Consider the following 14,975-nt stretch of genomic DNA (forward strand, 5'->3'; position numbering starts at 1 on the left):
GGAGCTATATGGTGTATGTGCTGATTGTCAGCCTGATTGGTTATCTGTTTGGCTGCATTCATGGTTCACAGGTTGTCGCCAAATATAAGAAAATTGATATCAGGAATACAGGAGTAAAAAACTCAGGGGCCTCCAACACAACGATTTTATTGGGTTGGAAATATGGTATTCTTGTTGCACTTATAGATATTTTTAAAGCGACACTATCGGTACTGCTTGTGTTATATTTGCTGGGGGACTGGGGTATTACAGAACCGGAGCAGACATTATTGGTATATATGAATGCATTCTTTATTATTGTCGGGCATAATCATCCGGTCACGATGAAATTCAGCGGCGGTAAAGGGACGGCATCATTGGTCGGTGTGCTGCTTGCAATCGATTGGAATATAGCGGTGATCGGAATTGCCATTCTACTTTTGTTTGCACTGGCAACTGACTATCTGGTCATCGGCGTCCTTTTTATGTATTTCTCATTTTTGATAACAACGTTTCTGTTCTTTGGAATCGAACCAACGGTGGTTGTTGTGCTATTATCGATTATGAGTATTGTGAAACATATGGAAAATTATAAACGTATTATTCATAAGAAAGAAACACGGCTATCAAGCATGTTTCGAAAAGAGTCGTAGAAGCGAGGGACAGCAATGGTAGACATCATCGTATGGATCATCATTTTGGCACTATTTATCGCAAGTTTTGCAGGTGTTATTTTTCCGATTATTCCATCCCCGTTGGTACTTTGGGTTGGTTTCCTGCTTTATCATTTCGTCATCAATTCGGGTGAGTTAACCTGGTTTTTCTGGGGCGCAATGGTTGTATTGACTGTTATACTGATTGTTTCAGACATTATTGCCAACAGCTATTTTGTTAAAAAATACGGCGGCAGCAAATGGGGCGAACGCGGTGCTGCCATTGCCGTGATTATTGGATCATTCGTTTTACCACCATTCGGCATCTTGATTATTCCGTTTGTGTCGGTGTTTCTGATTGAGTTGATGCAGGAAAGAACGGTTCAGGAGGCTTTCCGTGCGTCCATGGGCTCATTAATCGGATTTCTGGGCGGAGCAGTTGCCAAAGTTGTCATCCAATTAGCGATGGTTATGTGGTTCTTTGTTATGATTATATTTTAATAGCAGAAAGGGTTTTGCATTATGAAATTACCATCACGTGTTATTACAATAGCTGGGTCTGCAGCCGGGGGAAGTGCTGGCATTCAAGCAGATTTGAAGACGTTTCAGGAATTGGATGTCTATGGGATGAGCGTGGTGACGGCGATTGTTGCCCGTCACCCTAAGACAGATAAAAATGTGCATGTTCAGACAATTGAAGCGATTGAAGCACAATATACTACAGCAATGAATCAGGTTGGCGTTGATGCACTTAAAACCGGCATGCTGTTTTCTAAAGATATTATTGAAAAAACAGCGGATCTGATTGCCGATTCAGATAAGAAGACAGTGGTGGTCGATCCGGTCATGGTTGGCAAACTTGATTCGAAACTGCTGGCGGATGATGCTATTGATGTTTTGAAGGAAAAATTGGTTCCATTGGCTGACGTTTTGACACCGAACGCGCCTGAAGCATCGTATCTTTTGGACGGACGTAACGTGCAGACGGTTAAAGATATGGAGCAAGCTGCTGTTGATTTGTATGAGCTGGGGCCACAATACGTTTTGGTGAAAGGTGGCAGATTGAAGGGCGAAGCAATTGATGTGCTATATGACGGCGAGACTCTGACGGCATTCGAAGCACCACGGATTGATACGGAAAATACGAGTGGGGCAGGTTGTACGTACTCGGCAGCCATTACGGCTTATATGACTAAAGGGTATTCGATGCCTGAAGCGGTTCGTCTGGCAAAAAGTTTTGTGACAACGGCGATTGAGTATGGCTTTACTTATACTGATAAGGTTGGCCCGACGTACCACGCTGCAATGCGTATGAACGGTGAAGCACATACCATCAAAGTGGAAAAGCTTTAGTTGATGTGTCACTAGCCGGAGATCCGGCAAAATTTCAAATGGGAGTGGGATAGATGGGGAAACGGGCGTTGATCAATGTGGATTATACGGTTGATTTCGTAGCGGATGAAGGCAATCTGACATGCGGCAAACCGGGACAGGCTATCGAAGAAAACGTCGTGTCCATCACGAAAAGTTTTATGGCTGCGGATGACTTTGTTGTTTTTGCGATTGATGCACATGAGGAAGGAGACAAATTTCACCCTGAATCAGAGCTATTTCCGCCGCACAATATCATTGGAACAGATGGTCAGGAACTGTATGGAACGTTAGCGTCGGTCTATGCGGAACATAAGAATAAGAGCAATGTTTATTATTTTGACAAAACCCGCTACAGCGCTTTTGCTGGAACGGATTTGGAGATTAAATTGCGTGAACGTGAGATTGAGGAAATTCATCTCGTCGGTGTTTGCACTGATATTTGTGTACTGCATACCGCTGTTGATGCGTATAACAAAGGGTTCAATATTGTTGTGCATCAGGATGCGGTCGCTAGTTTTAATGCAACCGGACATGACTGGGCGCTTGGCCATTTTAAAAATACACTCGGGGCAACGGTGATATAATTGCTGAGGAAAAGCCGGGTCGATCCCGGCTCTGGCTTTTCCGGTTGATAAATCCGAATACCGGCAGTCATTCTTGTTGTGACGTTCGTTCCTCATCCGGAAAAGGCAAATGGAGCAATTTTGGCGTCATGTCATCAGCTTTCGGCAATTTGCGCAGTTTTGGATGAAGGATCCAGACCGTTGATACGAACGCCAGCCCTAATCCTGACACAGCAAAAATTAATGTGCTGCCGAATATAGCCGCTAAATAACCGCCCGCAAGCGATCCGATTGGCATAGCGACGACTGTCATACTCCGTTGGACAGAGCTGATTCTTCCGAGCATGTTGTTGGGGATCACCGTTTGCATGACTGCACCAAAGATAACGTTTGTACCGCCGATTGGCACCCAAGCAATTCCGTACAATACAATGCCTGTGTATGTCCAAGGAAGGGTTGCTGCCAATACCCAGCAGACGGTCCCGATTAAAAATGCTGCGATAGAAAAATGGCCCAGACGGAATTTTCCCATCCAATTGGCAAGTAAAGCTCCGATTAATCCGCCGGTTGACATGGCAGCCAGGTAAAAACCATAAACGTGCGCTCCGCCATGGTCCTCACCAAAAGCCGGAAGAATCGCCAAAGCCGCCCCAATTGCAAAATTTGCCATAATCGAACCAATCAGAAAGGTAGCCATGAGTGAAGTGAAAACGATGGAGAACCCCTCTTTCAGCTCAGCAAAATAATGTGTCATGATAGTTTTGAACCCTTTTTCCCGGCTTTGCGGGTGATCCTCGATATGCTTCATTTTCAATAGACTAAATAGTATCGCTGCAACAGCAAACGTCACCGAATCAGCAAGATAAAGCGTAACCGCGCCCATAAATGCAACCAGAATACCCGATACAGCGTTGAAGACCAGATCAATTCCCTGGTAGGCAAATGAAAAGTATGAATTTCCTTTTATCAGTTCTTTTTGAGTCAAAATGGCGGGTAAGGCTTTTGTCTGTGACGGATAGGCAAACTGCTCAATAAAGGCTACAATGGGCATTACGATTAATACCAGCTGAACGGTCAACACATCAAAATAATAGGCAACCGGAATTGTTAGAATCAGAACGGCTTGCATGATTTGTGTCGTAATCAGTGTGCGCTTGATCGGCCAGCGATCCACAAATGGCCCGGCGACAAACTGAAGGGCAGACGGAAGCAGAGTCAAGAAACCAGCCAAGCCTGAATAAAATGCGCTTCCTCCCAGATTATATACGAGCCACATGGCCGCTACGTAATAAATGCTGTCACCGATATTTGTAACAATTCTTCCCAGAAACAGAACTAAAAAATTATGGTTTTTCCATATTCCCATCATAACGTCCCCCATCCCATGTACCTTTTAAAAGTCTAACTTTATTTTATAGAATAATCCAGTCCGAAAAATCAGACAGCAGTTGTTATTTTCGTCGGTCTTCGGACTGAGTTTACGGCTTGGGCTTGACTTTAACGGCACATCCGTATATATTAAAAAATACAATAGATGAAACGCTGATGAGGATTAGTATCGTTTGCAGGTCTTTGACAGAGAGGAAATGGTCGGTGGAAATTTCCAAAGACATCAACTTGAACCTGCCTCTGAGTTCGCCATTGAAAGGTTTTTGCCGAAAGATGTGCGCGGTTTTAAACCGTTATGATTTTAAGTGTGCAGAATGGTTGAATACTGCAAACAAGGGTGGTACCACCACGGCCTCGGTCCCTTTTTCAGGACGGAGGATTTTTTAATAAAGGTCTTGATATTTTTTGAAGGAGTGTCTTATTTGGGTAAAAACAATAAGCAATTTGTTGAAAAAATCACTGCAATGGAAGATGATTTCGCTCAATGGTATACGGATGTTGTGAAGCAGGCGGAGTTGGTTGATTACGGGACAGTGCGCGGAACGATGATCATTAGGCCATACGGTTTCGCCATTTGGGAAAATATCCGTGATGAATTGGACAAGAAGTTTAAAGAGACCGGTCATTCGAATGTGTATTTTCCGTTGTTTATTCCAGAAAGCATGCTGCAAAAAGAAAAAGATCATATTGAAGGATTTGCGCCGGAAGTTGCCTGGGTGACTCACGGCGGCGATGAAGAGCTAGCGGAGCGGATCTGTGTCCGGCCGACATCCGAAGTCTTATTCGGTGAGTATTATGCCAAAAATATTCATTCTTATCGCGACCTGCCGAAGCTGTATAATCAGTGGAGCAATGTTGTCCGCTGGGAAAAAACAACCCGGCCGTTCCTGCGTTCGTTGGAATTTCTGTGGCAAGAAGGGCACACGTCTCATGCGACACGTGAAGATGCTGAAGCGGAGACAAATCAGATGCTGGAAATTTACGCTGATGTTTGTGAAAATTACTTGGCTGTGCCGGTTCTCCGTGGGAAAAAGACCGAAAGTGAAAAGTTTGCCGGTGCTCATTATACGCTGACCGTTGAAAGTCTGATGCATGACGGTAAGGCGCTTCAGTCCGGGACATCGCACTACTTGGGAACAGGATTTGCGGAAGCATTTGACATTACTTATCTCGATGAAAATGGCGAGCAAAAGCCGGTTCATCAGACATCATGGGGCATGTCCACCCGTATTATGGGCGCACTTATCATGGTGCATGGCGACAACCGTGGTCTGATCATTCCACCGCGCATTGCACCGACACAGGCAATGATTGTCCCGGTCGCTCAGCACAAAGAAGGTGTTCTGGATAAAGCGTATGATCTTCGTGACCGCCTGCAAAATCTTGTTTGGATTGATATTGATGGCAGTGATAAGAAGCCTGGCTGGAAATTTAATGAGTATGAAATGAAAGGCATCCCTATTCGTATTGAATTGGGACCGAAAGATATTGAGAATGAGCAGGTTGTACTGGTCCGCCGCGATACCGGCAATAAAGAGTTTGTACAACTGAGTGAACTAGAAGAGCGGCTGCCGGCTCTGCTTGAGGAAGTGCAGCAGAACTTGTATGACGGGGCTCTGGCGCATCTTGAAGAAACAATGACAACTGCAGTGGATATGGATCAGTTTAAGCAGGCATTGGACGAAACGCCAGGATTTATCAAGGCTATGTGGTGCGGTGATGAAGCATGTGAGGAAAAAATTAAGGAAGAAACATCCGCCACATCACGTTGTATCCCATTTGAGCAGGAAAAGGTTTCGGATTCCTGTGTGTACTGCGGAAGGAAAGCGAAAGAAATGGTCTATTGGGCGCGAGCATATTAAATTGAAAAAAATCGGGCGCTGCTCACAGCCGCCCGATTTTTTGTTCCCGAGCGAGCAACCATGTTCCCGAGAAAGAAATGAGCTGTCCCGACATATAGCGGGACAACCCTTTCAATTTTGAAGTGCCTTTTCAATATCCTGTTCGATATTTTCCGGTTTTGTTTGTGGTGCATAGCGGTTAATGACGTTTCCATTTCGATCAATTAGGAATTTGGTGAAGTTCCATTTTATCTGTCTGGTAACCACACCTTTTGCTTGTTGGGTGAGATACACAAATAAGGGATGAGCATTTTCACCTTTGACATCAATCTTACTGAACATAGGGAATGTGACACCGTAATTTCTTCGGCAAAAGCGGGCTATTTCACCATCTAAACCCGGATCTTGACTGTTGAATTGGTTACACGGAAATCCGAGTACTGTCAGCCCATCATCTTTATATGTATCATAAAGTTTTTGCAAGCCATCAAATTGTGGTGTAAATCCACATTCACTGGCAGTATTGACAATCAACAGTACGTCTCCCTCATATTCATTCAGCGATTTTTCTTCTCCATCTATTGTCTTTGCGGAGAAATCATAAACACTAATTAAAATCGCCCCCTTTTTTGTAAAGAATAACAAGGTGCCCAATTATTGTCAAAAAATTAAATCACCTTGCATGCAAGACAGGACAGTAATCCATACATGCTAAAGTTCACATTTAAAAGCAGGGCAGAGCCGCTTTCACATAAAAAGGAACCGGCTAAACTGCCGATCCCTTCCTATTAATTATCAGGCTTTCTGTGTTGTGCGCTTCTCTTTCTCAATTACTGTAAGTTTGCGATCGATTTCTTCCTGGGATAAATTGTGTTCCCGGACATACAGATTGTCCCGGCTTATCCGGCATTCATGGGTGCAGCCGCGCATGTACTTATGCTCATTTTCTTCGGAGCAGATGATTTGTTTATTACATGACGGATTGGCACAGTTAATATAGCGCTCGCAGGGTGTTCCGTCAAAATAATCTTTTCCAACGACCACATGTGCGTTTTGATTGATGGGGACCGAGATGCGTTCGTCAAATACGTAACATTTTCCGTCCCAGAGTTCACCCTGTATCTCTTGGTCTTTACCATACGTGACAATTCCGCCTTCAAGCTGATTGACGTCTTGTATTCCTTCATCCATTAGCCAACCGGAGAATTTTTCACAGCGGATGCCGCCGGTGCAATAAGTTAGTACCTTTTTATCCTGCAGCTGATCTTTATTTTCGCGGATCCAGTCAGGCAGTTCCCGGAATGTTTCAATGTCCGGACGGATTGCTCCGCGAAAGTGTCCGAGGTCGTATTCATAATCATTCCGAGCGTCCAGAATCACTGTTTCCTCATCCTGCATCGCCTCATAAAACTCCTTTGGCGAGAGGAATTTCGCAGTCTTTTCCAACGGACTGACATCTTCTTCTTCATTAAGCTTCAGGCTGACGATTTCCGAACGGTGACGCACGTGCATTTTTTTAAAAGCGTGTCCATCGTGCTTATCAATTTTGAAAGTCATGTCAGCAAATCGTGAATCCTGATGCATGGCCATCATATATTTTTCGGTCTGTTCGACTGTACCGGATACCGTTCCGTTCAGTCCTTCATGTGCTACAAGAATCCGTCCCTTGAGTCCAAGTTCCTGACAGAATGCCAAATGCTCTTCTGAAAAGGTCACTGGATCTTCAATCGGGACGAATTTATAATAGAGCAACACTTGATACTCCCGTTTATCCTCCATGTCAATACCACCTACCATTCATATTTGCAAGATACAAATGCAGTGGGTAACTTACTTATAATCTTGCAGAAAAATATTTTACCATGTTTTTATGTGTTTTACCAGGCAAGGTTTCTGCTTAAGCAAATAAACGTTAACTTTTTCAAGAAAAATACTTGCATTTTTCAGCTGAAAGTAGTAAAGTGAACAATAAGCAAATGAAATTGAAATAAGTAATACTTTACGATCTCTTTAAACAAGTGGTGTAAAAGTATTTATGGTTCAATTACTTTGCACATATTTGCATAAGGAGGTCGTTATTATGATGACTGGTACAGTAAAATGGTTCAACGCTGAAAAAGGCTTTGGTTTCATTGAGCGTGAAGAGGGAGACGATGTATTCGTTCACTTCTCAGCTATCAACCAAGAAGGCTTCAAGACACTTGAAGATGGTCAAAACGTTGAATTCGAAATCGTTGAAGGCAACCGTGGGCCACAAGCAGCTAACGTTACAGCCGTATAATCGATTGTAATATGAAAAGGTTTATCTCATTTGTGGGGTAAACCTTTTTTATTTTCGTAACGGATTTGATATATATAAAGGGTCAAAGGATGCTATTAGTGCGTGTTCAATAAGGAGGATAAAAAGGATCAAGAAGTTCGAGGCGGCGCAGTTTCGAGCAACGGAATGTATGCTTTTAAATACATGAGCACAAGTAATGCTGTCCTGAATCCGCTTCGCACGCAGGAAAAGTGTTTTTCTTTTCCAAGGAGCGGAGAAACAAGCCAACGAAGAAATTCGAAGTATCATGTTTACCGGACTTTTTGAACAACCTCTATTATAAAGTTTGGCATTCGAACGCCGGCAGACACTACCGTTTTTCTGCTCATGTTGCGAAAGGTGTGAATAGGATATGGATAAAAATGACTTTGAACAAAAGGTTATCGAAAGCTACCAGCAGGATGAAAAAATGATGATTCTTGTTTATGCACAGTGGTGCATTAATAACGATTTGGACCCGGAAGCGTTATATGAACAGGCGTATCCGGGTCAACTGAATAATCAGGCGTTAAAGGATGCACTGGAATTAACGGTTTCCAAACAGGAATCAGAGGCCATTCCTGATCAGACGGTCTTAAATATTCTTCAGTTGTTCGGCAATCATGACCTGGCATTAATTGTCCAAGAGCGAATCGACAATAATAAACGAACAAATGACGATTGAATCTTAAAAACAAGGGGGAAGATGTGACAGATGGAATGGTACATTAAGCCTTTTCAGGAACTGACAAATGAGGACTTATATGCAATTTTGAAACTACGCGTTGATATTTTCGTCGTGGAGCAGGAATGTCCGTATCCTGAGCTGGATGATTATGATCAGCAGGCTGTTCATTATTTTTTAAAAATCGGTCATGATCTTGTCGCCAATGTGCGGATGATGCCGAGGAATACGACATTTGAAGAACCTTCGATCGGCAGGGTTGCAGTTGCAGAGAAATGTCGTGACCGCGGATATGGCTGTGATATTATGCAAAAAGCTATTGAGTATATTTGCACCCAGTGGCATGAGACGGAGATAAAAATCGCAGCTCAGGAACATTTAAAGACATTTTATTCGAAGTTTGGGTTCAGGCAAGCATCCGAATCCTATCTTGAAGACGGTATTCCGCATATTGACATGATATGGAAGCAACAATAAAGTATCATTCATTCATATCAGTACATAGTATGGTTAGCGATTCATTTTTAGAAATGGAGGCTGACGGCTATGATTTCAGATGAACAGCTTAGACAATGTAAAAGCGCATTGCTCCAGCGGCAAGATGATCTGATCAGTCAAGTGCAGGATCATTTTGGGGCTTCGCTTGAAATGACACAGCAATCGACGGGTGAGTTATCTAATTATGATAATCACCCTGGCGATACGGGAACAGAAATGTTTGAGCGCGGGAAGGATCTCGCGTTGAATGAACATGCGGAAAAAGAACTGCAGGATATCAATGCGGCTCTGCATGCGATTGCGGATGGAACGTATGGCATCTGCAGCGAATGTGGGAGGGACATACCGCTTGAGCGGCTTGAGGCGGTTCCGACAGCCGATCGTTGTTTTGAGCACGCGGAGAATTCGGATAATCGTGCCAAGGTTGACCGGCCGGTTGAAGAGGGTGTTTTTAGCCCCAATATAAATCCTGATGAGATAACTGCTGAAGAGCAAACGGGTTATGATGCAGAGGATACCTGGCAGGAAGTGAGCCGGTATGGCACGTCGGAAACAGCATCCGATTTTTATGGCGATCGTGACAATTACGATGAGATGTATCCGAACAGTGATGAAAATATCGGAAGTGTTACGGATGAGGAAAGTTTTTTGGCGGCTGACCAAGAGGGTAACTTCACAGGTGTGACACCGAATCACAATAAGTATGAAGAGGAATGATTTTTGCTGCTGCAGCAATGATTCAGATGCAAAATGAAACCATGTGCTCCTTATTTTCGTAAAGTCCCATAAGGAGATGATAATTAATGGAAGATAACCGTGGATGTATCAAATGCGGCAGCACGGATGCTGAACAGAAAGAGGTAGGCATGACTGGGACAGGCCTCTCCAAAATGTTTGATGTCCAAAATAATCAATTTATTGTTATTTCGTGTAAAAACTGCGGATACTCGGAATTTTACAATAAGAAAAGTTCTGCCGGTAGCAACATATTCGACTTCTTTTTTGGTTAAGGATTCGCCATAAGTAATAGCATGGCACTGCCGGAGAATAGGATCGTTTCACATAAAACCGGGCCTTGATCACAGGTGATCAAGGCCCGGTTTTTCGGCTAGGTCAAAACCCGCGAAACATTGTATCCATCATGTTCCCGATAATTGAATTTATAAACGACTGGGAGAACAGGGCAAATGCAAGGATGACGATAATATATAGTCCCAACAGTATATAAATACGGTCAGACCCTTCCGACGGTTGTTCCAGTAAGATGAACGTCGGAACCAACAATAATAGTCCCAGAATACTTATCAGGAAAAGAATTCCGGCAAGGGCTGACAGTCCGATGAAAAACAAAATCAGACCAGCAGCATATAAAAGGAGAAAGGGGATTAAATAAGCGCCGTATTTGGCTATGGTACTTCGAAAGGTGGCGGCTTGAATGGATAGTTTCGTACCGGCAAACGTTAGACCCGCAATCAGGATCTGCAGTAATATAAACGTTATAAATGGTAGGATAAAGCTGTCAAATAATGAAGCATTACCGAAAAAACCTACCGGAATGGCGTTGAGTACAAAGTGGTAACTTAATGACAACAATAATGAAAATAACACAAAAGTTATAATAGCCGAAACAATGTCCGAATCATTCGCTTTCTTCGCTTCATTTGGATTTTTCACAAGTGTCATGAAAAAATGCCCGAAATTGATGGCATCATGTTTTAGTTTTTCCACAAACTCATTGGATGAATTTGGCGTTTCACTTTCTTGTCCAACATTCTCATTCGTTGCATCATCATTGTCCTTCTGACCCGGAACTTCTAAATCTGTGTTTATTTGATCCGGAACCAGCTGAGCACCGCAATTCGTGCAGAATTCGCCCTCTTCCGAATATTGGCCACATAAAGAACATTGCATAATATCACTTCCTTTTCCATTACTTAATTAAAGTATAATGGCTTTTGTCAAAATCTGAAAGGGTGGTCTTTTATTATTTTTCCTTTAGCCTTACAATGGTCTCAAACAGGTGACACGTACATCACATAAAAAACCTGCAGCTAATGATAGCGCAGGTTTTTTGTTATAACGTCACAAACTATAATTTATGGGGGAGAGTTCTCCTGCAGTATTCCTTTACTGTTGCTGCGAACTTCGCTCTACCAATTCAAGGGATACGTTTTGCTTTTCTCCATTCCGATAAATTTCAAGCTCGACTTTTTCTCCGATCTCCGCTTCTTTGTAGAGATATTTGCGTAAGTCTATCAGTGATGTGATGTCATTGCCGTTGATTTTTGTGATGACATCAAATTGTTGCAGATTTGCGTTATCCGCAGGTGATCCTGTTTCGACCTGTGCAACAACCATGCCACCTTTGACATCCTCGGGAAGTTGCACTTGATCACGGTATTGCCGTGGAACCTGCTTGATGGATGCTGTACTGATTCCGATGAATGGACGGGCAACTTTGCCATCTGTTTCAAGCTGCTCAATAATCGGCTTTGCCGTATCAATCGGTATTGCAAATCCAATGCCTTCAACCGCGGTCTGTGCGATTTTCATCGAGTTTATGCCAACCACCTTGCCATCTGAGTTGACCAAGGCACCGCCGCTATTTCCGGGGTTGATGGCAGCGTCGGTCTGAATAACCTCGGTGATCCAATCGGGTTGTTTATCACCGTTGGTATCCATGCTAACGGAGCGATCCAGGCCGCTGACTATTCCCTTTGTGAGGGTATTGGCAAATTCCATTCCGAGTGGGTTCCCGATTGCAATGACCGTTTCACCAACTTTCAAGTCTTTGGAAGACCCAAGATTGGCAACGGTATCCACTTTGGAACCGTCAACTTTCAGGACAGCCAAGTCACTTAATTTATCTGAGCCTAAAACTTCTGCTTTAATGTGTTCCTTATCGTTGAGAACCACTTCGACTTCCTGGGCACCATTGACAACATGGTGGTTTGTGACCACATAAGCATTGCCGTTCTCTTTTTTATAAACAATTCCTGATCCACTTCCGGATTCCTTACTTTGTTCCCAAATGCTTTGCTGCTTCATGCGCGTGACACCAACAACCGCTTTGGATGCCTCATCCATGGTTGAGGCGACATCAGCATTACCTGAAGCAAGCGTTTCTGTTACTTCAGGTGTTCCAGTTGATGCATCATTCCCGCTTGACGCATCGCCCGAGTCCGGGCTGGTGCTAGTGTCATTGCTTGGTATAATATTCGTTGTAAATAGCAGAACAACGATGATGGCTGATATTAAGCCGCCGGCGATACCGCTCAGCACATTGCCGGACTTTTTCGGCTTCGACTTTTCGGTCTGGCTGACTTTCGTATTCTGTCTCGCCGTTTGGGCAATGCCACCGGTTGCTTCCGATTCTGGATTTCCGGTTGTTTCCTGTTTGTTATACGTTTGATTTTCATCATCCATATCGCCATGGTTGTATGGATGATCATTATGATTATTATTGTAATCCATGAATATCTCACCTCTTTGCGTTATGATGATTACATGTTCCATTATAGCCATATCGTTTGGTAGCATTTTGGTATGAATATGGCAAAAATGTGTAATGTGTACTAACGGTTTTCCCGTTTTAGAACTTAGTAAATCATAACAATACATTGATGGAGGAAACGTTTATGACGAATTATGTTGGTGTCGTGGAAGATGATGCGAATATCCAAAATATTGTCTCGGCATATTTGAAAAAAGAGGGGTTTGATATAACCGTGATGGAAACTGCTGAAGAGGCATGGGACCTATGGGAGAGTCAGCCGCCGGACTTGTGGATTCTCGATATTATGCTGCCCGGAATGGATGGTTACGAGTTTTGCAAAAAAATCCGGCAGGAAAGCGATGTGCCGATTATTATTATTTCCGCCAAAGACGATGAAGTGGACAAGATTCTAGGGCTTGAATTGGGTGGCGATGATTATTTAACCAAACCCTTCAGCCCCCGGGAACTGATAGCCCGTGTTAAGCGTGTGCTCAAGCGAAGCCAGCCATCACTACAGGATGATCATTCATTGCCGGACAAGATTAAAGCAGGGGCTCTGTTCATTCACGAAAATGATCGGCGCATTTTTTGGCACGGGCAGGAGGAGGATATTACAACCAAAGAATTTGATATGCTGCTACTTCTTGCCAAAAATGTAAACAGAGCATTCTCCCGGGAGGAACTCCTCATTAAAATTTGGGGCGAAGATTATTTCGGAAGTGACCGTGCTGTTGACGATCTCGTTAAACGGATTCGCAAAAAATTGCCCGATATACCATTGGAGACGGTATGGGGATATGGCTATCGGCTGCGCGAAGAAGAGGAATAACCATGAAACTTCAATCCCAATTAAATTTAGCCTTCATCTCCCTCTTGCTGGTTATCCTTGCTGTCACAGGATATGTCATCTATTCGATGATACTAGGAATGCTAATAGACAATGAAAGAATGGAATTGCAGCAAAAGGGTGAACTGCTTGTTGACGTGCTGAACGAACAATATCGATCACAGGGGAACAATCAGAATATCGGCGGTTTCTTGAAGGACCAGGACCTCCAGCTGTTTCTGTATGACCGCAATCAAGATCAAGTGTTGATGTCGACGATGCCGCAGCAGTATGTCCAGGGATTTTTAGACCAGAATTATTTTGCGAAGACACGGGAGGATTTATGGGAAGCGGGAAACAGCAAATTTGTCACTTCGCGTATTCTAATTTATCCGGAACAAACGGATCTGGAAATGATTTTACTAACCCCGTTGACTGATTTACAGACGGTACAACAGGATTTTTTTAGACGAATGCTGCTCGTCTTCTTTGTTGGCATTCTGGCAGCCGTTCCGATCAGTTATCTGCTGACCAACAAGTTAGTAACCCCGCTGACTAAATTGAAAAAACAGCTGAAGAAAATTGAGAAACGGCAATTCGATCAAATCGAGCGTGTGAAGGCAACGGGTGAAATTAAAGAAGTTGAGCAAAGTGTGTATGATATGGCGACAGAGCTTAACCGGTATATGAAATCACAACAGACATTTTTCCAGAATGCCAGTCATGAACTGAAAACACCACTTATGACAATTCAAGGTTATGCAGAGGGAATCCGTGATAATGTGTTCGAGGAGACTGATAAGGAAAAGGGTCTGGAGATGATGGTGACAGAAGTTAATCGTCTGAAAACAATCATTAACGAAATGATACTGCTGGCTAAGTTGGACAGTGAACAGACGGAATACCGGCCGGAGCAGATTGAAGCTTCTGAGCTGATTAACCAGGTTTTGGACCGGACTTTCCCGCTCGCCCAAGAAAAGGGACTTGAGCTGAGCCATACCGTGGATAGTGACAGTTTCTTTTTCGTTGACCAGGACAAGCTGCTGCGTGCTTTATTAAATCTAACCATTAACGCGGTCCGGCATGCCAAATCTTGTGTTGCGATCACAGTCGAAAATAAGACAATTGCAATTGAGGATGACGGGAATGGTGTACCGGAGGACATTATCCCGCATATATTCCACCGATTTGTTAAAGGTAAAACTGGAGAGACGGGGCTTGGATTGGCGATTGCTAGAGCAATAGTTGAGCAGTCCGGCGGAAAGATTATGGTGAGTGATTCCAGCCTCGGCGGTGCTAAATTTGAGATTGTTTTTCAAGAATGAATGTTTATGTTACAATAGTATAGTTTGAGTCATCCTTAAAGAATAGA

Annotated in this window: 17 protein-coding genes and 1 other annotated feature; of the genes, 12 read left to right on the plus strand and 5 right to left on the minus strand. The window is 43.5% G+C overall.

The annotated features are described in order from the left end of the window. The first annotated feature begins 11 nt into the window (after positions 1-11). Genes IEW67_RS05830 through IEW67_RS05845 form a run of 4 tightly spaced genes read left to right on the plus strand, consistent with a single transcriptional unit; the run spans position 12 to position 2,590 of the window. Positions 12-632 (plus strand): glycerol-3-phosphate acyltransferase, encoded by a 621-nt coding sequence (locus tag IEW67_RS05830; protein ID WP_188632187.1) that lies wholly within the window; start codon positions 12-14, stop codon positions 630-632. A 15-nt stretch (positions 633-647) separates the two neighbouring features. Continuing rightward, positions 648-1,133, plus strand: a complete 486-nt coding sequence (locus tag IEW67_RS05835) for a DUF456 domain-containing protein (protein ID WP_188632129.1) — start codon at positions 648-650, stop codon at positions 1,131-1,133. 21 nt (positions 1,134-1,154) lie between these two features. Beyond that, complete coding sequence (gene thiD / locus IEW67_RS05840; protein ID WP_188632130.1) at positions 1,155-1,985, plus strand: bifunctional hydroxymethylpyrimidine kinase/phosphomethylpyrimidine kinase; 831 nt, start codon at positions 1,155-1,157, stop codon at positions 1,983-1,985. Positions 1,986-2,038: 53 nt separating this feature from the next. After that, entirely contained in the window at positions 2,039-2,590 is a 552-nt protein-coding gene (locus IEW67_RS05845; protein ID WP_188632131.1) for a cysteine hydrolase family protein, read from the plus strand. A 67-nt stretch (positions 2,591-2,657) separates the two neighbouring features. Here IEW67_RS05845 and IEW67_RS05850 read toward each other — a convergent pair whose 3' ends face one another. After that, positions 2,658-3,935, minus strand: coding sequence for an MFS transporter (locus IEW67_RS05850; protein WP_188632188.1), 1,278 nt, complete (start codon positions 3,933-3,935; stop codon positions 2,658-2,660). Positions 3,936-4,102: 167 nt separating this feature from the next. Further along, positions 4,103-4,324, plus strand: a binding site (T-box leader). 56 nt (positions 4,325-4,380) lie between these two features. On the opposite strand from IEW67_RS05850, the gene proS reads away from it, so the two are divergent. Continuing rightward, complete coding sequence (gene proS, locus IEW67_RS05855) at positions 4,381-5,820, plus strand: proline--tRNA ligase (protein ID WP_188632132.1); 1,440 nt, start codon at positions 4,381-4,383, stop codon at positions 5,818-5,820. Positions 5,821-5,931: 111 nt separating this feature from the next. Here the strand turns inward: proS and IEW67_RS05860 are convergent, their stop codons facing one another. Both IEW67_RS05860 and trhO read right to left on the minus strand, forming a co-directional pair. Continuing rightward, a complete protein-coding gene (locus IEW67_RS05860) occupies positions 5,932-6,411 on the minus strand; it encodes a glutathione peroxidase (protein ID WP_188632189.1) in 480 nt (159 codons plus the stop codon). A gap of 183 nt (positions 6,412-6,594) precedes the next feature. After that, positions 6,595-7,578 carry an oxygen-dependent tRNA uridine(34) hydroxylase TrhO gene (gene trhO / locus IEW67_RS05865; RefSeq protein ID WP_188632133.1) on the minus strand — a complete coding sequence of 328 codons (984 nt, stop codon included), beginning with the start codon at positions 7,576-7,578 and terminating at the stop codon, positions 6,595-6,597. A gap of 301 nt (positions 7,579-7,879) precedes the next feature. Here trhO and IEW67_RS05870 point away from each other — a divergent pair, with 301 nt between their 5' ends. From IEW67_RS05870 to IEW67_RS05890, 5 genes are all read left to right on the plus strand, one after another. Continuing rightward, entirely contained in the window at positions 7,880-8,080 is a 201-nt protein-coding gene (locus IEW67_RS05870; protein ID WP_188632134.1) for a cold shock domain-containing protein, read from the plus strand. Positions 8,081-8,471: 391 nt separating this feature from the next. Beyond that, on the plus strand, positions 8,472-8,783 hold the full coding sequence (gene yxiS / locus IEW67_RS05875) for a protein YxiS (protein ID WP_188632135.1): 312 nt from the start codon (positions 8,472-8,474) through the stop codon (positions 8,781-8,783). Positions 8,784-8,813: 30 nt separating this feature from the next. Next, a complete protein-coding gene (locus IEW67_RS05880; protein WP_188632136.1) occupies positions 8,814-9,260 on the plus strand; it encodes a GNAT family N-acetyltransferase in 447 nt (148 codons plus the stop codon). A gap of 69 nt (positions 9,261-9,329) precedes the next feature. Beyond that, on the plus strand, positions 9,330-9,998 hold the full coding sequence (locus IEW67_RS05885; protein WP_188632137.1) for a TraR/DksA C4-type zinc finger protein: 669 nt from the start codon (positions 9,330-9,332) through the stop codon (positions 9,996-9,998). An 86-nt stretch (positions 9,999-10,084) separates the two neighbouring features. Next, positions 10,085-10,291 carry a zinc ribbon domain-containing protein gene (locus IEW67_RS05890; protein ID WP_188632138.1) on the plus strand — a complete coding sequence of 69 codons (207 nt, stop codon included), beginning with the start codon at positions 10,085-10,087 and terminating at the stop codon, positions 10,289-10,291. A 103-nt stretch (positions 10,292-10,394) separates the two neighbouring features. On the opposite strand, the gene IEW67_RS05895 is transcribed toward IEW67_RS05890, so the two are convergent. Both IEW67_RS05895 and IEW67_RS05900 read right to left on the minus strand, forming a co-directional pair. Then, positions 10,395-11,192, minus strand: coding sequence for a hypothetical protein (locus IEW67_RS05895; protein WP_188632139.1), 798 nt, complete (start codon positions 11,190-11,192; stop codon positions 10,395-10,397). Between the two features lie 216 nt (positions 11,193-11,408). Further along, positions 11,409-12,755 carry a S1C family serine protease gene (locus IEW67_RS05900; RefSeq protein WP_188632140.1) on the minus strand — a complete coding sequence of 449 codons (1,347 nt, stop codon included), beginning with the start codon at positions 12,753-12,755 and terminating at the stop codon, positions 11,409-11,411. A gap of 164 nt (positions 12,756-12,919) precedes the next feature. Between IEW67_RS05900 and IEW67_RS05905 the strand changes: the two genes are divergently transcribed. Together IEW67_RS05905 and IEW67_RS05910 are read left to right on the plus strand one after the other, a co-directional pair. Then, entirely contained in the window at positions 12,920-13,606 is a 687-nt protein-coding gene (locus tag IEW67_RS05905; RefSeq protein WP_188632141.1) for a response regulator transcription factor, read from the plus strand. 2 nt (positions 13,607-13,608) lie between these two features. Continuing rightward, the gene (locus IEW67_RS05910) at positions 13,609-14,928 is read left to right on the plus strand and encodes a sensor histidine kinase (protein ID WP_188632142.1); all 1,320 of its coding nucleotides are present in this window, start codon (positions 13,609-13,611) and stop codon (positions 14,926-14,928) included. Positions 14,929-14,975: the final 47 nt, after the last annotated feature.

It is taken from the genome of Lentibacillus kapialis (genome assembly GCF_014646635.1).
In the GTDB taxonomy this organism is placed as follows: domain Bacteria; phylum Bacillota; class Bacilli; order Bacillales; family Amphibacillaceae; genus Lentibacillus; species Lentibacillus kapialis.

What these genes read in the sequence shown, in the direction of transcription:
- IEW67_RS05835 (WP_188632129.1), top strand. Translation starts at nt 648, where the DNA reads ATGGTAGACATCATCGTATGGATCATCATTTTGGCACTATTTATCGCA.
- thiD (WP_188632130.1), top strand. Translation starts at nt 1,155, where the DNA reads ATGAAATTACCATCACGTGTTATTACAATAGCTGGGTCTGCAGCCGGG.
- IEW67_RS05845 (WP_188632131.1), top strand. Translation starts at nt 2,039, where the DNA reads ATGGGGAAACGGGCGTTGATCAATGTGGATTATACGGTTGATTTCGTA.
- IEW67_RS05850 (WP_188632188.1), bottom strand. Translation starts at nt 3,935, where the DNA reads ATGGGAATATGGAAAAACCATAATTTTTTAGTTCTGTTTCTGGGAAGA.
- trhO (WP_188632133.1), bottom strand. Translation starts at nt 7,578, where the DNA reads ATGGAGGATAAACGGGAGTATCAAGTGTTGCTCTATTATAAATTCGTC.
- IEW67_RS05870 (WP_188632134.1), top strand. Translation starts at nt 7,880, where the DNA reads ATGATGACTGGTACAGTAAAATGGTTCAACGCTGAAAAAGGCTTTGGT.
- yxiS (WP_188632135.1), top strand. Translation starts at nt 8,472, where the DNA reads ATGGATAAAAATGACTTTGAACAAAAGGTTATCGAAAGCTACCAGCAG.
- IEW67_RS05880 (WP_188632136.1), top strand. Translation starts at nt 8,814, where the DNA reads ATGGAATGGTACATTAAGCCTTTTCAGGAACTGACAAATGAGGACTTA.
- IEW67_RS05885 (WP_188632137.1), top strand. Translation starts at nt 9,330, where the DNA reads ATGATTTCAGATGAACAGCTTAGACAATGTAAAAGCGCATTGCTCCAG.
- IEW67_RS05890 (WP_188632138.1), top strand. Translation starts at nt 10,085, where the DNA reads ATGGAAGATAACCGTGGATGTATCAAATGCGGCAGCACGGATGCTGAA.
- IEW67_RS05895 (WP_188632139.1), bottom strand. Translation starts at nt 11,192, where the DNA reads ATGCAATGTTCTTTATGTGGCCAATATTCGGAAGAGGGCGAATTCTGC.
- IEW67_RS05900 (WP_188632140.1), bottom strand. Translation starts at nt 12,755, where the DNA reads ATGGATTACAATAATAATCATAATGATCATCCATACAACCATGGCGAT.
- IEW67_RS05905 (WP_188632141.1), top strand. Translation starts at nt 12,920, where the DNA reads ATGACGAATTATGTTGGTGTCGTGGAAGATGATGCGAATATCCAAAAT.
- IEW67_RS05910 (WP_188632142.1), top strand. Translation starts at nt 13,609, where the DNA reads ATGAAACTTCAATCCCAATTAAATTTAGCCTTCATCTCCCTCTTGCTG.